Genomic DNA, 19442 nt, shown 5'->3' on the forward strand with positions numbered 1-19442 from the left:
CTGCCTTCGCCGACCCGGTGGCCGTCGCGGTGCCCGTGGTGCCCGTGGTCCACGTGCTGCGGATGCTCGTGTCGGGCGGGGTCTGTCATGTCGTCCTCCGCTGTGCTCGGTCGCTCTGCGCTTCCCGGTTCCGCCGATGAATGTATACCCCCTAGGGGTATACGACAACCATGGATCGACCCACCCTCTTCCCGCCCCCGCCCGATCGTGTTCGGATGGATCGCATGGCTGACGAACGACGCACGGGATACGACGGGACCGGCCCGGGGGCGATCACGCCGGACGGCTGCGCGGTCGAGATGTACGGGCGACTGCTGCCCAACGGCGAGCCGGAGGTGATCGGGCGCGCCGTTCCGGCCGGCGCGAGCATCCTCGAACTCGGCTGCGGCGCGGGCAGGATGACGCATCCGCTGCTGGACCTCGGGTTCCGGGTGACGGCGGTGGACGAGTCGGCCGAGATGCTGGCGCGGGTGCACGGAGCGCGGACCGTCCGCAGCACGATCGAGCTGCTGGACCTCGACGAGCGGTTCGACGTCGTCCTGCTCGCGTCGTTCCTGGTGCACGCCGGCGACCCGGCGGTCCGCCGCGGACTGCTGGACACCTGCCGGCGGCACGTCGCGGCGGACGGCTGCGTGCTGCTCCAGCGCGAGGGCGAGGACTGGCAGCGCGACGTGCCCCGCGAGCGGCCGCTCCCCCCGGACGGGCTGGTGCGGGTGGCCTCGGCCACCCCGGTCGGGGACGGCGTCGCCTCCGTCCACGTCGAGTACGAGTTCCCGGACGCGCGGTGGACCCAGACCTTCCTCTCCCGGCCGCTCGACACGGCGCAGTTCGAGGGGGCCCTCGCCGAGGCCGGGCTGGCCGTCGAGTCCTACCTCACCGAGGACCGGATCTGGGTTCGGGCCCGTCCTGTCGCCGGCTGAACGCCCGCCCGCCGCGTGCGGCGCCCGGCGGAGGTCGACCCGGGCGGAGGTCGGCCGGGGCGCTGCACGCAGCGGCGGGGGCGAGCGTCGGCCCGTCACCTGAACGGCGTAGCATCAGGCGCACGCCGGGCCCGCGCGCGGCCCGAGCGCCGGGCGGGACCGGTGATTCGCCTGCCATCGGACCGTGCCACTCGCATGCGCCGGCCGCACACCGCAGGGGCCCGTTCCCGCACCGACCAACAAGGACCGCTGAATGCGCATCGAGCGACGGATACCCCTGGCGGGTGTCCGGTGATCGAATGGTTCCACGGGGCCGTCCTCGGCCTGATCCAGGGGCTCACCGAGTTCCTGCCGATCTCGTCCAGCGCCCACCTCCGGGTCTTCCCCGCCCTGCTGGGCTGGCAGGACCCGGGAGCTGCGTTCACCGCCGTGACGCAGCTCGGCACCGAGACCGCGGTGCTGATCTACTTCCGCCGCGACATCGCCTCGATCGTGAAGACCTGGACGCTATCGCTGTTCCGGCCGGCGCTCCGCTCGCACCAGGACGCCCGGATGGGCTGGTTCGTGATCATGGGCACCCTGCCGATCGGCATCCTGGGCAAGCTCTTCCAGGACACCATCGAGAAGGACCTGCGCGACCTGCGGATCATCGGCACCACGCTGATCGTCTTCGGCATCGTCCTGGCGATCGCCGACCGGACCAGGGCCGTCCGGCACGCCAAGCCGATCACCGACCTGACCCTCCCGCACGCGGCCGGCTACGGCCTGGCCCAGGCGCTCGCGCTCATCCCCGGCGTGTCCCGCTCCGGCGGCACGATCAGCGCCGGTCTGCTGCTCGGCTACAGCCGCGAGGCGGCGGCGCGCTACTCGTTCCTGCTGGCGATCCCGGCCGTGCTGGCCTCCGGCGTGCTGGAGCTGTTCAAGATCGGCGAGGGTCCGGCCCCGGCCTGGGGACCGACCATCCTGGCCACCGCGATCGCCTTCGTGGTCGGCTACGCGGCGATCTCCTGGTTCCTGAAGTACATCTCGAACAACAGCTTCATGCCGTTCGTGGTCTACCGCATCGCGCTCGGGATCCTGATCATCGTCCTGGTGTCCGTCGGTACCCTGACGCCCGACGCCGGCGTGGTGGCCAAGTGACCTCCCACCGGCAGGGTCGCGGCCGCAGGTAGAACCGCGTTCCACCGACGAACGACAGAGCGGGCCGGTCCACCTCACCAGGTGGACCGGCCCGCTCCGTCATGACGAACCGGTCGTGACGAACTCGTCGTCACCGACGCCTACCGGCTCCGCTCCCGGGCGGCCGTCAGCCTGCCCCGGACGGCGGCATGGACCTCGGCCTCCTCGGCCGGATCGGCGGCGAGACGGCGCAGGCGCTCCAGCACGCGGGCGTCGCCGGTGGTGGCGACGTGCCTCGCGGCGAGCTCCCGGGTGGACTCCTCGCAGTCCCAGAGGCACTCGACGGCCGGCCCCTCGGGGAAGTGCACGTCGGTCACGGCGAGCGCCCGGGCGGCGCGGCCGCGCAGGTCGGAGGAGGCGGACTCCCCGTAGATGTGGCGCAGGACCGGGACGGCGGCGGCGACGGTCAGCCGCCCCGCACCGTCGACCAGCGTCCCGAGCCCGGCACCGGCGCCGGCCACTCCGCGGACCGAGATCCACCGGCGCAGCCCGGCCACCACCAGCGGGCCGTCGGCGGGCTCGCCCGCGTCGGCCAGCAGCTGGACGGCGGCCTCGCCGAGGGCGCTGTCGGCGCCGCCGGTCGCCGGGTCGGCCCAGCGGCGGGCGTGCACCAGCGCCTCCGGGCCGCGCATCCGGCCGATCAGCTCCAGGGCGAACCGGACCAGCCGGTCGTCCACGTCGGAGGCGGCCGCCTCGATCAGGTCGGCCGCGGCCGGGTCCCGCTGGTCCACCAGGTGCCGCAGGGCGGCCCGGCGCGCGCCGGGCAGTCCGGAGCGGGCGGCCTCCAGCACGGCGGGGCGGTCCTCGGGCCGGACCACGGCGGTCAGGCAGCGGGCGGCGGCGGCGGCCCGGCGGTCCACGGCGTCGGGGCCGGTGGCGTCACGGCCGTCCCGCAGGTCGTAGGCCGGCTCGGTACGGTCCGGCCGGCCGGCGAAGGCGGTGGCGCGCAGGCTGCCGAGTTCGCCCTGGTCGGCCCAGGCGAGCACGTCGGCGGTGGACCAGCCCGGGGTGACGCCGCTGCGGTTCAGCTGGCGCTGCCAGAGGTCGAAGGGGGACTGCTCGCCGGCCGCCGCGACCCGCGGGTGGTACGCCGCCCAGAGCCGCCAGGGCCGGGGCTCGTAGGCGGACCGGATGGTCTCCCGCAGTTCGGCGTCGCCCTCGGGGCCCGGCGCGAAGCGGTCCAGTACGGCGGTGCCGAGCAGCAGCAGGCCGCGGTCGTCGTCGCGCAGCGCGAGCTCGTCGAGGGCCCAGGCCCAGTTGGTGCCGGTGGCGGCGTACTCGCGGAGCATCAGCAGCGCGTCGCGCCGGCCGTACGCGGCGAGGTGGCCCAGGACGGAGAGCGCGAGGCCGGTCCGGGACTCGTCCTCGTCGAGGAGGTCCTCCGGTGAGTGCAGGTGGTCCTCGATGCCGTCGAGCGGCGCCTCCAGTTCCATGTAGAGGCGCGCGTAGTAGAGGGAGCGGTTCTCGACCTGCCAGTCGGCTCTCGGATCCCTGGTGACGCACTCCTCCAACGCGGCGATGGCCTCGGTGCGGTCGGCGGCCAGCGCATGGAGCTGCCCGTCACCGCGACCTCGCTGAAGGAGGCCGAGGAGGCTGGCACTAGGTGCTATCACTGGCTCGAACATGAGGTCAGCATCCGTTGCGGCGGTCGTAGTGGCAACGGGATTTCCGTCGCCGGGGTCTCTGGTGGGTACTGCGGTGGGCGCCCGGGCGCCGGAATCACCGAAGGTTACCGCCTCGGGCACCCCGCCGCACACAGGGCGACCGACCCTTTGTGCGCACTGGCATATGCCGGGGGAAATTTGCCTGCGTTCTGTCCAAATCGCCCACGAGGGTGATGCCGCTGTGCGACAGTCGACTTCACCATCCGGCCGGCCCGCCCATCACCTCGGGACCATTGGACTTGCCATGATCATGCCGAATACCGTCACCCGCCCACCCCGCGCCGCCGGTGCCACCACGCCGGCCGCCGTGACGGCCGCGACCGGAGCGCTCGGCGCGAGGACTGCGGCCGGCGGCCCGCCCGGCGGGGACGGCCCGGCGCACGGGGACGGCCAGCCGGGCGGCGACGGCCCGGCGGGCGAGAGAGTGGACGGCACCACGCAGGCGCCGCCCGACTCCGCCACCGTCGGCTCGGCCGAGTGGGACCTGCTCACCGACGACGCCCGGTGGTCCGCCGACGCCTACCGGCTGCTCGGCTGCGACCCGGGCCGCGGCCCGCTCAGCCTGGACCGCCTGCCCGACCGGCTGGACGAGGCCGACCGCCCCCAGCTGCGCCGGATGATGACCGACGCCCTGGTCCACGGACGGCACGCCTTCGGCACCCTCCAGGTCCGCCGCCCCGGCGGCGGGCACGACACGGTCGAGTACACCGGCGAGCCCGTGGTCGGCACCGACGGCACCGTGACCGCCCTGCGCATGCTGCTCCGCCGGGCGCACTCCTCCTAGAGCTTGCCTGTCGGGCAAGCTCCGGTCCGCTCCCCCGCCCGGCAGACGGCGGCCGGCGGGCAGGCACCCGACACGGCGACCCACCGGCGGACCGATCATCGGACAGCGCGACCGTCGGGACAACTCGCCCCTCGGACAGCGCGACCGTCGGGACAACTCGCCCCTCGGACCGCGCGACCGTCGGGGCAGCGGGCCCCTCAGCCGATCCGGCCCGGCTCCGAACCGGGTCGGCCCTGAAGCAGCCGGCTCTCGGACGGCGTGGCTCTCAGGCGGGCCGCGGCCGGTTCGTCGCGTCCGCCGACCGCAGCTCCCGCCCCAGCTCGGCCCTGAGCTCGTCCACCGCCGGGACCCCCCGGTAGCGCGCGGTCAGCCGGTACATCTCCCGCAACCGGTCCCAGGTCCGGTGCGAGGAGTTCTGGCCGATCAGGTTCATCACCATCTTCACCTGGAAGTCCGCCGCGTCCGGCTCCCCCGTGATCCAGTGCACCGAGGCCAGCGTGATGCGGTCGAACAGCGCCGAACGCAGCTGCCCCGTACCCTCGCGCAGCGCGATCACCCGCTCGGCGTGCCGGCGCGCGTCCGCCGCGGCCGACGCGTCGTGCTCGGCGAGCGTCCGCAGCACCAGCGCCTGCATCCCGCGCAGCTCCGCCTCGTCGAAGACCTGCATCCAGGACGGCGGCGGACCGGTGACCTCCTCGGCGAAGAGGTCCTCGGCCTCCCCGAGGAGCCGCCGGGTCGCCTGCGCGTGCCCGATCGAGGCGTGCGCCCAGGCCTCCACGGTGTTCAGCATCGCCCGGGTCCTGGGCAGCATCCGGCCACCGCCGCCCGACTTGGCCGCCGCCATCAGGTCGATCGCGTCGTCGGCCCGCCCGAGGTGGACCATCTGCCGGGCCGCCCGGGAGATCGCCTCCCCCGCGCGCGGCCGGTCGCCCGCCTCCTTCGCCGCCTCGGCGGCGAGCAGGAAGTACTTCTGCGCGGTCGGCTCCAGGCCGACGTCGTGCGACATCCAGCCGGCCAGCACCGCGAGGTTGGCCGCGACCAGCCACAACCGCTGCTCCACGGCGGCGCCGTGGCGGTGCGTCAGCAGGCCGCCCACCTCGTTGAGCTGGCCGACCACCGCCTTCCGCTGCAGGCCGCCGCCCCGGGCCGCGTCCCAGGCCCGGAACACCTGGACCGAGCGCTCCAGCGCCTCCACCTCGCCGGGCCCCACCGGGCCCGCGTCGTACAGGTCCACCACCGGGCGGGCGCCGCCCTGGGCGACCACCGGTCTCGGGCCGGGCGCCGAGGCCGCGTACGCGACCGCGTCCCCGCCCAGCCAGCCCTTCAGGGAGTCGGCGACGACCGCCCCGGCCGTGAGCGCAGCACCCGCGCCCACCAATCCACGTCGGTTCAGCATGAGGTCCATTCCCGTGAACTCGGTGAGGACCGCGGCCGTTCGATCCGGCTCCCATAACGACGAGATGGCGGACTGCGCCGCTCCGTTCCTGGTGGGCCGGTGTCGTTCCAGACCGAGGTCCTCAGTGGTGACGACACGGCCGAGCCGCTCCGTGAACACAGCTGCCAGCACCCTCGGCACCGGGTCGCGCGGGACCTCGCCCTGCTCGATCCAGCGCCGGACCCGCGAGGTGTCGGTGGACAGCTGCTGCTGTCCCATCGCGGCACCGCGCCGATTGACCAGCCGCGCGAGCTCGCCCTTCGACCATCCGGTCAGGACGAACAGATCGGCGAGTCGGGTGTTGGGTCCCCTGCTCACGTGAAGCCCCCAGGTTCCTCGGCTGGTTCGAGGCTAGAGGCTCCGTCATGTGCCAGGCGAGCATTCGCCAGGCTTCGCCAGGGCCCGCCACATTACCAACCACCGGCATTCGGGTGTGATGTAGAGGTGCGCCACCCCGACCCCCGGGTCGGGCGGTGTTCCAGGCCCTGGAGGGGTTCCCCCCTTCGGGTCGCGGAACGTCCCCGGTTCTCACCCGAGGGGGTGGCGCGGCCGGGTGGCGCGGGGGCGCCGGGCACGGCCACGGCAGTACCGGCCGACCGCATTCCCCAGGGTGCGGACGGCCGGTCCACCGCCGCAGCACGGGGTTCCGACCCCGGCGTCCGTGCCCGGAGCCCGCGCACCACCCACCGGACCGAGCAAGGGCCGCCGTCACGCCAGGAAGCACGCGGCACCGGCCCTCCCCGCACCGGCGGGGCTCACCCGCAGACGGACAGGAAGGAACCTCCCTCACCCCATGTACTCCTCAGCGACCTCCCCGACGCCGACCGCGACCCGCGCGGCGCTGCGCCCCCCCACCGCAGCCACCGGCCGTCCCGGACCGAAGCAGGTGCCGCCGACCCGGCCCGCCGCCCCCCGCGGCGCCGACGGCCGGTCCGCGGACCCGCGGGGCCAGGCCGCCCGGACCGCGCTGGGCCTGCGGGCGCCGGATTCCGCCCTCCCCGTCGGCACCCGGGCGCCCGGCGCGCGGATCCCCGCCGCCCGCCCCGGCGACGGCCGGATGCTGCGCCCGCCGCTCCGCCCCGGCCAGTCCGGCGTCCAGGAACGGATCGACCCCGCGGCGCTGCAGACCCCCGCCGTACGGGCCGCGCTCGCCGGTGTCGCCCGGATATGCCCCGCGTTCACCCCTCGCCAGGTGCTGCGTGAGGGGAGCCGCCACATCCTGGTGGCGGGCACCATCGGCCGCGCGCCGGTGGTGGCCAAGTGCCTGGCCCCGCAGGCGGTGCGGAGCGAGCACTTCGAACAGCTGGTGAGCGACTTCCACCACGAGGTCGCGGTCTACCGGGCGTTCGTCCGGCACCGACCGCCGGTGCGGCTGCCCCGTCTGGTGGCGGCCGACCACGACCGCTGCGTGCTCGTCATGGAGCGCGTTCCCGGCCGTCCGGCCGCACGCGAGCGCCACCCGGTCAACGCGCCCACCCCGGGCGAGGTCCGGGCGCTGCTCACCGCCGTCCGGACGCTCAACCTCTGGCGGCCTCCGACCGACGTGTTCCAGCCACGGCTGGACTACCAGTTGGAGATCGCCCGGTACCACTCGGTGGGCCAGCTCACCGACCGGGACGCCAGCGACCTGCGCGGCCTCCTGCACGGGCTCGGCCACGTCCCGCTCCAGCTCTGCCACGGGGACGCGCTGCTCAGCAACATGCTGCTGGCGCCCTCCGGTCCGGTGCTGGTCGACTGGGAGCAGGCCGGCTGGTACCTGCCGGGGTACGACCTGGCGGTGCTGTGGAGCGTGCTCTCCGGGGACACCGCGGCCCGCCGCCAGATCAGCCAACTCGCCCAGAGCGGCGGCACGATGGCCCGGGACGCGTTCCTGGTCAACCTGGTCCTCGTGCTGATGCGGGAGATCCGGCTCTACGACGTGCCGGGCGCCGGCGAGGAGCAGCGGATCATGATCCGGCGGCTCTACGACGACGCCGCGCTGGCCCGCCGCGCGGTCCGGGCGGCCGTCGGCACCCGCTGAGCGGGCCGGTTCCCCTGCTCAGGGCCGGGCGCCGCGCTCCAGCGCCGCCCGGCCGGCGGCCTCCAGGACGGCCTCGTCCGGGGCCAGGTGGACCCGGCTGCTCAGCACGTCGCGCAGGTAGCGCTCCAACGGGTGACGCCGGCTCAGGCCCGGGTTGCCGGTGAGCGAAACGGCCTGCTGGACGGCCGAGATGGCGGCCCGGGAGGCCATCAGATGGGCCGGCCCGGTACGGGCGACCGCGTCCGGTTCGGCCCGGTCCACCCGCGGGGCCAGCCCGTGGACGAGTTCCTCCGCGCCGATCAACTGGGCCTCGATCTCCCCCAGCGCGGAACGGTACCGGGGCAGACTGCCGAGCGGCTCGGTCAGATTGGCCGGAGTCCGCTGGTGCAGGAAGCGGACCAGCCAGTCCTGGGCGGAGCGGGCGACCCCGACGGCCACCGCGGAGAGCGCCAGATCGTGCCAGGCGCGGCCGAGTTCGGCGGCCGGTACGGCCTCGGCGGCGGCTCCGGGAGCGGCGGCCCCGCCCTTCACGGTTCCACCCTTCGGCGGGGTGAGGCCCAGCGCGAGTTCCGCCGGGACGTGCACCTCCTCCAGGACCACGTCGTGGCTCGCGCTGGCGCGCAGGCCGAGCTGGTCCCAGGTCGGGTCGATCTCCAGGCCCTCGCTCTCGCCGCGGACCAGGAAGGTGCCGATCCGGGGCACCGGTTCGTCGGTCCGCGCGGTCACCGCCATCCAGGCCAGCGCCTCGGCGCCGGTGCAGTAGGTCTTCCGGCCGCTGAGCAGCCAGCCGTCACCGTCCCGCCGGGCGATCGTGGCGGGCGGCGCCCCGGTCCGGCCGCCGGGCTCCACGCGCAGGGTGTTGACCAGCGCCGGGCCGCGTCGGGACTCGTTGAGAAGCCGCCGGTAGCCGGCCGTCGGCCAGCCCGCCACTCGCGCCTGTTCGGCGTGCTGGAGCAGGGTGAACGCGGTGACCACGGCCACCGAGGCGTCCCCCCGGCCGAGTTGGGCCAGCACCCGGACGGTGTCGGCGAGCGTGCCGCCGGGGCCGCCGTACCGCCGGTCGACGGTCAGCGTGAGCAGCCCGGCCTCGTGCACCGCCTCGATGCCCTGGTACGGGAAGGTGGCGTCGCGGTCGTGCTCCTCGGCCCGCGCGGCCAGCAGATCGACGACCCGGGGCAGTCCGGCGAGCGCGGCCGCGACAGGCGACTGGGCGGCGGGTGACTGGTCGGCAGCGGTGGTGGTCATGGTGCTGGTGCCTCCGGGCGGCAGCGTGGGCTCGGCATCTGCGGGCGGCACGCCGGACTGGCGCGCGGTACCGGTGGGCGGCCCCGGAGGTCAGCGGAACGCCCGCCCCCGGATCGGCGCCGACCGCTCGGCCGGCCGCCCGCCGCCTCGGGGACGAATCCCCCTCAGTAGCCCGGACACGCAGCGCTGGCGGTACGCCGCAGGTCGAGATAGCTGCGGCGGGTCAGCAGCGGAAGACGGCACGACATGTTCGCGACTGTACGAAGCCGTGATCGAAACCGTCAAGCAGCGCCCGTGGGCCGGAACGGGCCACCCGGCGGTGCACCGAACGGGAAGCGGAACCCTGCCCTCCGGGGCAGGGTTCCGGCGACCGATCAGCCCTGCTGGAACATGTCCGCGGGCAGCGGCTTGAGCAACTGGTAGAGGTCGTCCGAAATCGGTCGGTCCCAGGAGGCGATGGTGACCTGCACTCCGTCGCTCCGGCCGAACTGGGAGCAGAACACCCGGCCCTCGCTGACCTTGACCTTCTTCACGATGAGCAGGTCGTCCCCGAGCAGGACCGGGAAGTCCTCCGCCGAGACGAACTCGACCGGTTCCTCGTCCTCCAGGGCCGCGAGCAGCTGCCGGACCTCGAAGGGCACGCTGTCCCCGGTGTCCCGGGCCGGCGATCCCTCGGGGAGATTGCCGATGAACATCGCCGGTCCTCTGCCGCCGAACAGGTCGTAGCGCAGGAAAATCCCCTGGCAGGAGCCGTCGGGACCGGTCATCATGGCCGCACCGAAGTCACCGGGCCAGTCGCCCGGATCCATGGCGAGCACGTCGAAGTCCGGGCCGGTGGGCTGGCCGGAGCGACGGCGGAGAAAAGACATGGGAACATCGTACGTGCCAAGCACACCACGCTCACGGGGTGGGTGGGGCGCCGGACGGAGATCCACGCTCAGAGACCAATGTTGACTCTGAGCAACCGTCCGGGCTACGTTCGGTTCAGCACGACAGCCGTTCTGGGTTTCACCCTTCGGGGGGACGGCATGTCGCAACGCGGCCCTACACGCGTATCCCTCACTGTGCACACCGTCGTGCCGAAGTGCCGAGCACCCAGCTTCGTCGTCGCACACAGCACAGCACACAAGCCAACAGTTCCATGCACACAAGCAAGGTCCGCGGGGCCCCGGCCCGTCGCTCCCGTGGACCTGCTCGGGACGCCGCCGCGTGGGGGCGTGCGGGTCCCGAGCACAGGCACCGGTCTCCGAGTAGCTCTCGGTTCCGGCGCCACACCTCCCGGCGACTGCCGGCCCTTCGGGGCCGGGACCGGCCGACGCACCCCGGTGCGCAGGGGATGACTGGGAGGAAGCCCGGCAGCGCTGTCGGGTTACACAGCAGGCGCCGTGTCTGGCCGCGTGGGGGCGGTGGGCACGGCGTCTGTCTGTGCTCATACTCTGAGCTGCGTTTGTCTAACAGTCAACAGAAATTATGACGGCGCGCGCTCAAATGTGATCAGAAAGATGACCAGCAGAGACCTTGGTGCCGACCCGGGGGTCCGGGCCGGCACCGGACGCGCTCCGAACCTCCCCCGAAGGGGCCGGACACCCGGTCGCGGCGCCCGGTCCGACGGACCGGTCCGGCCGCCGGCCGGAACCGCCCGGACCTCAGGTGAGGTCGAACTCGCCGTCCCGCGCACCGAGCACGAAGGCCCGCCACTCGGCCGGTGTGAACACCAGGACCGGGCCGTCCTCCTGGCGGCCGTCCCGCATCCCGATGTAGCCGTCCACGAAGGCGATCTGGACGTCCCCGACACCCTGGCTGCTGCACAGCCAGGTGGCCCCCGCGAAGTCCACCTTCGGCTTCCCGTTCACGCCGAGCTCCACGGGCTCCACCGCATCCACCTCGGTCCCGCTGTTGGCTGCCACCACTGGTCTCTCCTCCCGACGGCCTGGACGGGCCCAGCCTAGTCACGGTCGCCGCCCCGGTCAGCGGGATGCCCGGGACTCCCCCGGCCGGGGCCGACAGCCTGTCAGCGGGCCCGCCACCGCCCCGGCTGTGCTAGGGCGTGTCCCGCACGGACGGGCGGCGGGCGAGCTGCCAGAGTGTGGAACGCCCCCACCGCCCCCGCCCCGCCACACTCCCCCAGGAGCAGCCGATGAGCCGCCGGGACGGCACCCGCGCCGATGTCATCCCCATCTCCGAGGCTCCCTCGGCCCACCCTCCGGCGCCCCGCACCCCGCCCGGCCGCACGCCGCTGCCCCGGCCGGCCCCGGGCCGCCCGCCCGCACACGGCCGGGTGGGCATCGTCCTGGTCTCGCACAGCCAGGAGCTGGCCGCCGCCGTCCGCGCCATGGCGCTCTCGCTCGCCGACTCCGACTCGCCCGCGCCGGTCGCCGCGACCGGCGGGGACCTCGTCGACGGTCCCGGCATCAGCGCGGTGCTGGTGGCCGCCGCCACCCGCCGGGTCGACCAAGGGCACGGCGTGGTGATCCTGGCCGACCTCGGGAGCGCGGTCGCGACCGTCCGCGCGCTGCTCTCCGACGCGGACGAGCACGGGCTGCCGTTCCCCGTCCGGTTCGCCGAGGCCCCGTTCGTGGAGGGCGCGGTGGCCGCGGTGGCCACCGCCACGGCCGGGGGCGACCTCGCGGCCGTGCTGGACGCGGCCGAGGAGGCCTACCGCCAGCACAAGGGCTGAGCGCCGCCCCGACCGGCCGGTCCCGAGCAGCCCCGGGCGGCCCCGAGCGGTGCGGCCCCGGGTGGATCCGCCGGCGGTTCCACCGGCGGATCCACCGGTTCAGGCGGTTCCCGGGCCCGGCCGGTTCCGGCCGTTCTCGGCGCTCCGCCGGTTCCGGCCGTTCTCGGGGTTCCACCCCACAGCCGGTGACCGCCCGGCTACCATCGGCGCAGAACCGGCCGAGCGGGCCCGGTGGTCGGAGGGGGGAACCTCAGCCATGCGCGTGGTCGTCACAGGCGGAGCCGGATTCATCGGGGCCAACCTGGTCCGGGCCCTGCTGGACCGGCCGGAGGTGAGCCAGGTGCGGGTCGTGGACGACCTCTCCACCGGTCACAAGGGCAACCTCGCCGGGACGGGGGCGGTCCTCTTCGAGGGCACCGTCCTGGACCGCGCGCTGCTGGACGAGGCCCTCGCCGGCGCCGACGCGGTGGTCCACCTCGCCGCGCTGCCGTCCGTCCCGCGCTCGGTGGCCGACCCGCTGGCCAGCCACCACGCCAACGCCACCGGCACCCTGGAGGTCCTGGAGGCCGCCCGCCGGGCCGGCGGGCCGTACGTGGCCGCCGCGTCGTCCTCCTCCGTCTACGGCGCCAACCGCGAGCTGCCCAAGCGGGAGACCATGCGGACCGCGCCGATGAGCCCGTACGCGGTCAGCAAGCTGGCCACCGAGGCGTACCTCGCGGCCTACCACCACTGCTACGGGCTGGGCGTGCTGCCGCTGCGGTTCTTCAACGTGTTCGGCCCGCTGCAGCCCGCCGGCCACGCCTACGCGGCCGTGGTGCCGGCGTTCCTGGACGCCGCACTGGCCGGACGCCCGCTGACCGTGCACGGGGACGGCGGGCAGAGCCGGGACTTCACCTACGTCGGCACGGTCGCCCAGGTGATCAGCGACGCGGTCGTCCGCCGGGTGGTGCACGCCGATCCGGTGAACCTCGCGTTCGGCACCCGCACCTCGCTGCTGGAGCTGGTCGGCGAGCTGGAGTCGGTGCTCGGCCACCCGGTCGAGGTCGCGCACACCGAGCCGCGGGCCGGTGACGTCCGGGACTCGCAGGCCGACAACGCACGGCTGCGCGAGCTCTTCCCGGACGTCCGCCCGGTGCCGCTGCGCGAGGGTCTGGAGCGGACGGCGGCCTGGTTCCGCACGCTGTAGCCGCCGCCCGCCGCTCGGGGTCCGCCGCCGCGTCAGACGCGCTCGGTGCCCTGCCAGGTGAAGACCGCCGCCGCGCGGTCCGCCAGGGAGTGGCGGATCCACCCGAGCTCCTTCTCCTCCATCGGAGGCAGCTCGTCCAGCCCGAACCAGCCGACCGCGAGCGTCTCGTCGTCGTTGATCCGCGCCTCGCCGTCCACCGGCCGGCAGTGGAAGACGAGTTCCAGGTACCGCGTCAGGTCGCCGTTGGGGTAGGTGACCTCGGGCGAGACGGTGACCGAGACCAACCGCTCGGGGACGGCGACCACGCCGCTCTCCTCCAGGCACTCGCGGACCGCGCCGTCGGCGGGCTGCTCCCCCGGGTCGAGGATGCCGCCGGGCGGCGTCCACCGCCCGTCGTCGGCACGCTGGACGAGCAGCACCCGGCCGTCGTCGTCCAGCACGACCGCGACGACGGCGCTGAGCCAGAGCATGCGGGTGCCGACCACGGCGCGCAGGTCGGCGAGGAACTCGGGAATGGCCATGCCCGGTAGCCTATCCGGGCCGTCCCGGCCTCAGGGCGCGGTTCTCCGCAGCGGTCGGGCCGGGGAGCCGACCACCACCTCGCCGGGGGGAACGTCCCTGGTCACCACGGCCGCCGCGCCGACGAAGGCGCCCGTGCCGACCCTGCGGCCCTGGAGCACCACGGCGTTCGAGCCCACGGTGACGGCGTCGGCGAGCAGCACCGACCCCGAGACGTTCCCGCCCGGATAGACCGTCACCCGCTCCCCGCACACGGTGTCGTGGCCGACGGTGGCGTTGTAGTGGACCTGGCTGTGCGCGCCGAGCCGGACGCTGCTGGAGACGTACGCGCCGCCCATCACCAGGCAGCCCGGCCCGAGTACCGTCTCGGGGGCGACCAGCGCCCGGGGGTGGACCAGGGTCACCGGCTCGCCGCCCAGCCCGTCGAGCAGGGCGGCGAGCCGCTGCCGGACGGCCGGGTCGGCGATGCCGACCAGGTAGGGCGCGCCGCGTCCCAGGTCGGCGGGCCGGCGGACGGGCAGTCCGCGGACGGTGGCGCCGTGCGAGCGGTCGTCGAGGAAGCCCGCGACCGGGACGCCGGCCGCGAGCGCGGTGTCCAGCGCCTCGCGGCCGACGCCCCCGGCGCCGGCGATCCAGAGCCCGGGCCGGGCGGTGCCGGAAGGCATGCGGGCCGTCCTGCCCGGTCGCGGCGTCAGGACGCCTCCTCGACGGCGGTGACGGCGGGCCGGGCCAGTCGCTGGGCGACCGCCTGCCGGGGGCCGGTGGCCTGCCGGGGCAGGCCGATACCGGCGGGGAACGGCTGGTGCGCGGGCGGTGCGGGCACGGGGACCGGCGCGGACGCGGGCAGGGACGCGGGCGTGGGGACGGGGACGGGCGCGGACGCGGCGGGCGCGACGGCCTCGGCAGGCTCGGTGGGCGCCGGGAACCCCGGGTTGACCCCGCCGGCCGCGGTGATGCCGGCCGGGCGCAGCAGCACCTTGACGGTGAGCAGGAGGATCCGCACGTCGAGCCGGAGCGATCGGTGCTGCACGTACCAGAGGTCGAGTTCGATCCGCTGGGGCCAGGTGATCGAGTTGCGGCCCTGGACCTGCGCCCAGCCGGTGAGGCCGGGGCGGACGTCGAGCCGGCCGCGCTGGCGGCGGGAGTAGTGGACGACCTGCTCGGGCAGCGTGGGCCGGGGCCCGATCACGCCCATCTCGCCGCGTGCGACGTTCCACAGCTGCGGCAGCTCGTCCAGGCTGGTCCTGCGGAGCAGCTCGCCGAGCCCGGTGATCCGCGGCGCGTCCTCCTCCTCGGGGAACCGCCTGTCCCGCATGGTGCGGAACTTGAGGATCTGGAACTCCTCGCCGCGCAGCCCGGTCCTGGTCTGCCGGAAGAGCACCGGTCCGCCCGTGGTGCAGCGGATCAGCAGGGCGATCACCAGGCCGAGCGGGATCGCGACGATCCCGGCCAGGACGGTGACCGCGAGGTCCCCCCCTCGCTTCATGACGGTCCTTCCCCCTGATGCGGTGTGGTGGGCGGGCCGGCTCAGCCGACCGTCCAGGGCAGTCCCCTGGCGCGGGCGACGGCCGCGTAGGTCTCCAGCGAGACGGCTGCCACGGCGCGCTGGTCGAAGCGCTCCGTGGCGCGGCGCCGGACGGCGGCGCCGAGCCGGTCGCGCAGGCCGGGCTCGGTGAGGAGGCGGTCCAGCGCGTGGGTGAGGGCCGGGGCGTCCCCGGGCGGGGCGAGGAGCAGGTGCTCGTCGTGGGTGCCGATCTCGCGGCAGCCGCGGATGTCGCTGAGCACCATCGGCAGGCCGCCGGCGGCGGCCTCCATGGCGGAGCGGGAGAACCCCTCCCGGTAGGAGGGGAGCACGAAGACGTCCAGGGCGGCGTAGACCGCGGGCATGTCGCTGCGCGGGCCCGGGAAGTCGACCCCGGACTCGGCGCCGAGGGCGTCCGGCTTGTCCGGGTCGTCCGGTCCGATCCAGACGAACCGGGCCTTGCCGGCCAGCGCGCGGGCGGCCTCGGCGTACTCGCGGATGCCCTTCTCGGCGACCCGTCGACCGACCCCGCCGACCAGCAACTCGTCCGGTCCGACCCCGAGTTCGGCACGCAGTCGGCCCCGGATGCGGGCGCGGTCACCCGGGTCGGTGGCGAACCGGGTGAGGTCGACGCCGTTGCCGACCACCCGCGAGCGGCGGGCCGGGACGGCGCGGGCCAGCGTACGGCGGTCCTCGCCGTTCTGGTACAGCTCGGCGTGCGAGAAACGGGCCGCGAAGGACTCGGCACCGAGCACGAAGGCCCGCTTGGCGAGCGGGTCGTGGGCCTGCGCCCAGAGCCCGTGGCAGGTGTTGACGACCACCGGGACGCGGGCGAGCCGGCCCAGCACGCGACCGAGCACACCGGTCTTCGGGTTGTGGGTGTGCAGCACGTCCGGGCGGATCCGGTCCAGCACGGCGAGCAGCTCGCGGGCGGCGGCGGCGTCGGCGCGCGGCTGCCAGGCCCGGGTGAGCGCGTGCAGCGGCTCGTGCCGCACCCCGATCGCCTCCAGGTCGGCGACGTACGGGCCGGGCGCGCTGATCCCGTAGGTCGCGAACCCGGCCTCCAGGTCGACCTTCAGCTCGGTGGCGAGCAGGAGGTGGAGGCTCATGTCGACGGTGGTGAGGTGCGCGACGCGCAGCGGGCGGCCACCGGGGCCGCGCAGGCGCGGGAAGGGCAGGCCCTCAGGCACGGGCGCCCACCGCCTTCGCGGTGGCGACGATCCGGGCGTAGGCGCGCTCGGGGATCAGCCGGCCGTAGAGCTTGGCGCGGAAGAAGTCGATGGGGTCGGTGCGACGGACGGGCACCCGGCGCAGCCGGACCGGGTCGACGCCGGGTACGTTGCGGCCGACCTCGCCGGTCGCGGCGGTCCGGAACCGCGCCCGCAGGGCCGGTTCCATGGGAGGGACGGGCACGCCCCAGGTGTAGGCGTAGTGCCGGGGGCGGACGCCGAGGTGTTCCTCGACGTCGTCGTTGCAGGCGTCGAGCTCGCCGGTGGAGAGCAGTTCGGGGCGGGCGTGGCTGCGGGTGTGGTTGGCGACCGTGCAGAGTCCGGAGGCGGTCATCTCGCGCAACTGGTCCCAGCTGAGGGCGGGGGCGCCGGTGGTCCTCGCCGTCGAGCCCGCCCAGCGCATCTCGCCGCCGACGTGGCCGCTGGCCAGGTAGATCGTGAACGGGAGGCGGCGCTCGCGCAGCAGCGGCCAGGCGTTCTGGTACACGTCGGCGAAGCCGTCGTCGAAGGTGAGGACGGCGCCGGGGGTGCGGCGCCCGGCCTCGATCCGGTCGGTCGCCTCGTCCAGGGACACCACCCGGCCGGGCGGCAGCTCGGCGAGCAGGTCGGCCTGGGCCGTGAACTCCGCGGTGGTGACGTCCAGCTCGTCCGGGCTGCCTCCGCCGACGCGGTGGTAGATCAGGACGGTGGCCCCCTCGCCGGGGCTCGCTCCGACCAGGCGTGCCAGCTGGCGCTTCACCTGGATCCGGATCCCCCCGGTGGCCGGGGCCGTTCCGGGCACGGCGGTGCCGCTCATCGTTCCCCCCTCTGCGACACCCTCCCCGGCGTCGGCAAATGGCCTCGCACCCGGGCCGGTCGGCGGCCCGGACGAGAATCACAGTAGGGGGAACTGTGGGGCTGGTGCCCTGGAATTGTGAAAGAAGCGAGAAGGAGCTGACAGATGGGCCGAAACCGGCCGATCTGACCGGTTGGGCTCGATCGGGCGTTCACCCTGCGATCGGGTTTGTCCGGGCCCGTTCCCGGGAAGATCAGACGGTCGCGCGGCGACGGTGGCGGAAGAGCGCGAACCCGATCCGGCCGAGCAGCAGGACGCCGGCCGCGAGGCAGCCCGCCACCGCCATCGCCCACGCCGGACCGTCACTGTCCGGAACCGCGACGGCCACCACGATGCCCAGCGCGAGACAGGCCAGGCCGACCAGGGCCAGCGGCACCTGGTGGGTGACCAGCGCGCCTCCGTGCCAGAACCGGTCCATCCGGGTCGCGCCGTGCGGGTGGACGTGATCACGTTCCGCGTCTGCCATGAGCCCAAGGTACCCCGGTGCGGCGGCGGAGGCAGCACGCAGGACGTCATTTCCCGGACACGCTGCGCGACGATCACGCGCGCCGGCCGGCCGGCTCCCCCCACCCGGCAGCGGCTCCCCATTCCGGCTGTCCCCGGTCGGTTCCCCCACACTCCGGTGCACCGTCCGGGGCACGCCCCGAGCCTGCATTCCGGCCTCGTTCCCGCCGGGTTTCCGATCGCCGAAAAAACCTGGACTGTCCGGTACAACCATCAACGCGCCGTACCTGTCTCCATTACATTGAGCGATCCAGGAGCCGTCCGCGGTGCGGGTTGGGAGTCCCCGCCGTGGACCGGAGATACCCAGGGGGCGGAGCCGCCGTGCCCTGGAGTCGGAGGCCGGGCTCCGTCCTCCGGCGGTACCGCCACGCCGCATCGGCGACCGAGGGGGAACCGTGCCGCAGTCCCAGTCCACGACATCGACCTCCAGTTCCATGGCCCGGACCGCGGCCACGGTCAGGGCCCGCCCGGGCCTGCGACCGCTGCCGCCGGCCGGCACCCCGGCCACCGGGCGGACATCCGTGGGGCGGAAACCCACAGGCCCCGTAGCCGTGCCGACGCCCGTGGCCGTTCCGGTCGCCGGGCCCGCCGCCACCTCGCCGACCGACGGGCAGCCGGTCGCCGGGCAGGCACGCGCGGGCCAGGGGCTCGCGGGTGAGGCGTTCACCGGCCAACCGCTCGGCGGGCAGTCGCTCACCGGCCCGGCCGCGGGCCGGAGCCTGCGGCCCGTGCCACGGCCCGCGCCCCTCCCGGTGCCGCGCCCGGCCCGGGGCGCCGACGCCGCTTGTCCGGCGGACGCACGCGGGGCGTGGCTCCGCTTCGCGCCCGTCCAGCCGCTGTTCCGGGCCCGGGCCGCGCAGCGGCTCGCCGTGCTGGCCTACCACGGCGTGACCGACCCCCGTTCCTTCGGCGACCAGCTGGACCGGCTGCGAAGACTCGCCACACCCGTCTCGCTGGCCGCCGTGCAGCAGGCCGTCGCCGAACGGCGTCCGCTGCCCGCCCGCAGCGTGCTGGTGACCTTCGACGACGCCGACCGCAGCGTCCTCACCCACGCGCTGCCCGCCCTCCACGAGCGCGGCATCCCGGCCGCCGCCTTCGTGATCTCCGAACTGATCGGGACGGAGAAGCCGTTCTGGTGGCACGAGGCCGACTTCCTCGCCCGGCACGGCGGGCGCGCCCGGTCACTCGACTGCGGACACCCCTCCCAGTTGCTCCGCCGGCTCAAGGCGATGCCGGACCCGGACCGCCGGCGCAGCCTCCAGGAACTGCGGGTCAGCGCCGACCGCCGACCGCCCGGCCAGGACCAGCTCACGCCCGCCGACCTGCTCGCGCTCCGCGAGGGCGGCGTCGCGATCGGCAACCACACCCAGGGGCACCCGTGCCTCGGGCGCTGCGACGACGCCACCGTCCGGGCCGAGATCACCGGCGCCCACGAGGCCCTCACCCGCTGGCTCGGCGAGCCGCCGACCGCATTCGCCTACCCGGACGGCGGCCACGACCCGCGCGCCGAAACCGTCCTGCAGGAACTCGGCTACCGGCTCGGTTTCCTCTCCGACCACCGTCTCGGCCCCCGCCTCCCCAACCACCCGCTCCAGATCAGCCGTCTCCAGGTGGACTCCACGACGAGTACGCGCAGGTTCGACACGATCCTGTCCGGCCTCGAACCGGCCTACCGCCGCTGGCGCGGCCAGGCCGCCTGACGCCCGTCCGTTCGCCCTCACCC

The 19442-nt window shown here is 74.8% G+C and carries 18 protein-coding genes; 7 read left to right on the top strand and 11 right to left on the bottom strand.

Annotated features, from left to right (window positions below):
* Positions 1–224: 224 nt before the first annotated feature.
* Both PUR56_RS14955 and PUR56_RS14960 read left to right on the top strand, forming a co-directional pair.
* Positions 225–920: a class I SAM-dependent methyltransferase gene (locus tag PUR56_RS14955; protein ID WP_329949268.1), complete on the top strand. Its 696-nt coding sequence runs from the start codon at positions 225–227 to the stop codon at positions 918–920.
* A gap of 294 nt (positions 921–1214) precedes the next feature.
* A complete protein-coding gene (locus PUR56_RS14960; protein WP_380359109.1) occupies positions 1215–2060 on the top strand; it encodes an undecaprenyl-diphosphate phosphatase in 846 nt (281 codons plus the stop codon).
* Between the two features lie 140 nt (positions 2061–2200).
* Here PUR56_RS14960 and PUR56_RS14965 read toward each other — a convergent pair whose 3' ends face one another.
* On the bottom strand, positions 2201–3724 hold the full coding sequence (locus PUR56_RS14965; protein WP_329949270.1) for a HEAT repeat domain-containing protein: 1524 nt from the start codon (positions 3722–3724) through the stop codon (positions 2201–2203).
* A 283-nt stretch (positions 3725–4007) separates the two neighbouring features.
* Between PUR56_RS14965 and PUR56_RS14970 the strand changes: the two genes are divergently transcribed.
* Positions 4008–4547 (top strand): hypothetical protein, encoded by a 540-nt coding sequence (locus PUR56_RS14970; RefSeq protein WP_329949271.1) that lies wholly within the window; start codon positions 4008–4010, stop codon positions 4545–4547.
* A gap of 265 nt (positions 4548–4812) precedes the next feature.
* On the opposite strand, the gene PUR56_RS14975 is transcribed toward PUR56_RS14970, so the two are convergent.
* On the bottom strand, positions 4813–6300 hold the full coding sequence (locus PUR56_RS14975) for a DNA-binding protein NsdB (RefSeq protein ID WP_329949272.1): 1488 nt from the start codon (positions 6298–6300) through the stop codon (positions 4813–4815).
* 475 nt (positions 6301–6775) lie between these two features.
* Here PUR56_RS14975 and PUR56_RS14980 point away from each other — a divergent pair, with 475 nt between their 5' ends.
* Positions 6776–8002 carry an aminoglycoside phosphotransferase family protein gene (locus PUR56_RS14980; protein WP_329949273.1) on the top strand — a complete coding sequence of 409 codons (1227 nt, stop codon included), beginning with the start codon at positions 6776–6778 and terminating at the stop codon, positions 8000–8002.
* Between the two features lie 18 nt (positions 8003–8020).
* Here the strand turns inward: PUR56_RS14980 and PUR56_RS14985 are convergent, their stop codons facing one another.
* The 3 genes from PUR56_RS14985 to PUR56_RS14995 form a co-directional block, all read right to left on the bottom strand.
* Positions 8021–9247, bottom strand: a complete 1227-nt coding sequence (locus PUR56_RS14985) for an acyl-CoA dehydrogenase family protein (protein WP_329949274.1) — start codon at positions 9245–9247, stop codon at positions 8021–8023.
* A gap of 374 nt (positions 9248–9621) precedes the next feature.
* Complete coding sequence (locus PUR56_RS14990) at positions 9622–10116, bottom strand: hypothetical protein (protein WP_329885237.1); 495 nt, start codon at positions 10114–10116, stop codon at positions 9622–9624.
* 777 nt (positions 10117–10893) lie between these two features.
* Positions 10894–11121 (bottom strand): DUF397 domain-containing protein, encoded by a 228-nt coding sequence (locus PUR56_RS14995; RefSeq protein ID WP_380363265.1) that lies wholly within the window; start codon positions 11119–11121, stop codon positions 10894–10896.
* Positions 11122–11384: 263 nt separating this feature from the next.
* Between PUR56_RS14995 and PUR56_RS15000 the strand changes: the two genes are divergently transcribed.
* The gene (locus tag PUR56_RS15000; protein WP_329949275.1) at positions 11385–11924 is read left to right on the top strand and encodes a PTS-dependent dihydroxyacetone kinase phosphotransferase subunit DhaM; all 540 of its coding nucleotides are present in this window, start codon (positions 11385–11387) and stop codon (positions 11922–11924) included.
* A 256-nt stretch (positions 11925–12180) separates the two neighbouring features.
* A complete protein-coding gene (locus PUR56_RS15005) occupies positions 12181–13110 on the top strand; it encodes an NAD-dependent epimerase/dehydratase family protein (RefSeq protein WP_329949276.1) in 930 nt (309 codons plus the stop codon).
* Positions 13111–13142: 32 nt separating this feature from the next.
* On the opposite strand, the gene PUR56_RS15010 is transcribed toward PUR56_RS15005, so the two are convergent.
* The 6 genes from PUR56_RS15010 to PUR56_RS15035 form a co-directional block, all read right to left on the bottom strand.
* A complete protein-coding gene (locus tag PUR56_RS15010) occupies positions 13143–13631 on the bottom strand; it encodes an NUDIX hydrolase (RefSeq protein ID WP_329885240.1) in 489 nt (162 codons plus the stop codon).
* Between the two features lie 30 nt (positions 13632–13661).
* Complete coding sequence (locus PUR56_RS15015; protein WP_329949277.1) at positions 13662–14294, bottom strand: NeuD/PglB/VioB family sugar acetyltransferase; 633 nt, start codon at positions 14292–14294, stop codon at positions 13662–13664.
* Positions 14295–14320: 26 nt separating this feature from the next.
* Positions 14321–15115 (bottom strand): sugar transferase, encoded by a 795-nt coding sequence (locus tag PUR56_RS15020; protein WP_329949278.1) that lies wholly within the window; start codon positions 15113–15115, stop codon positions 14321–14323.
* A gap of 41 nt (positions 15116–15156) precedes the next feature.
* On the bottom strand, positions 15157–16341 hold the full coding sequence (locus tag PUR56_RS15025) for a glycosyltransferase family 4 protein (protein ID WP_329949279.1): 1185 nt from the start codon (positions 16339–16341) through the stop codon (positions 15157–15159).
* Positions 16334–17176, bottom strand: a complete 843-nt coding sequence (locus PUR56_RS15030) for a polysaccharide deacetylase family protein (RefSeq protein WP_329885244.1) — start codon at positions 17174–17176, stop codon at positions 16334–16336. Before PUR56_RS15030 ends, PUR56_RS15025 begins: the two co-directional genes overlap by 8 nt.
* Before the next feature lie 232 nt (positions 17177–17408).
* Positions 17409–17681, bottom strand: a complete 273-nt coding sequence (locus PUR56_RS15035) for a hypothetical protein (RefSeq protein ID WP_329885245.1) — start codon at positions 17679–17681, stop codon at positions 17409–17411.
* 589 nt (positions 17682–18270) lie between these two features.
* Here PUR56_RS15035 and PUR56_RS15040 point away from each other — a divergent pair.
* Positions 18271–19419, top strand: coding sequence for a polysaccharide deacetylase family protein (locus PUR56_RS15040; RefSeq protein WP_329949280.1), 1149 nt, complete (start codon positions 18271–18273; stop codon positions 19417–19419).
* Positions 19420–19442: the final 23 nt, after the last annotated feature.

It is taken from the genome of Streptomyces sp. BE303 (assembly GCF_036290945.1).
In the GTDB taxonomy this organism is placed as follows: domain Bacteria; phylum Actinomycetota; class Actinomycetes; order Streptomycetales; family Streptomycetaceae; genus Kitasatospora.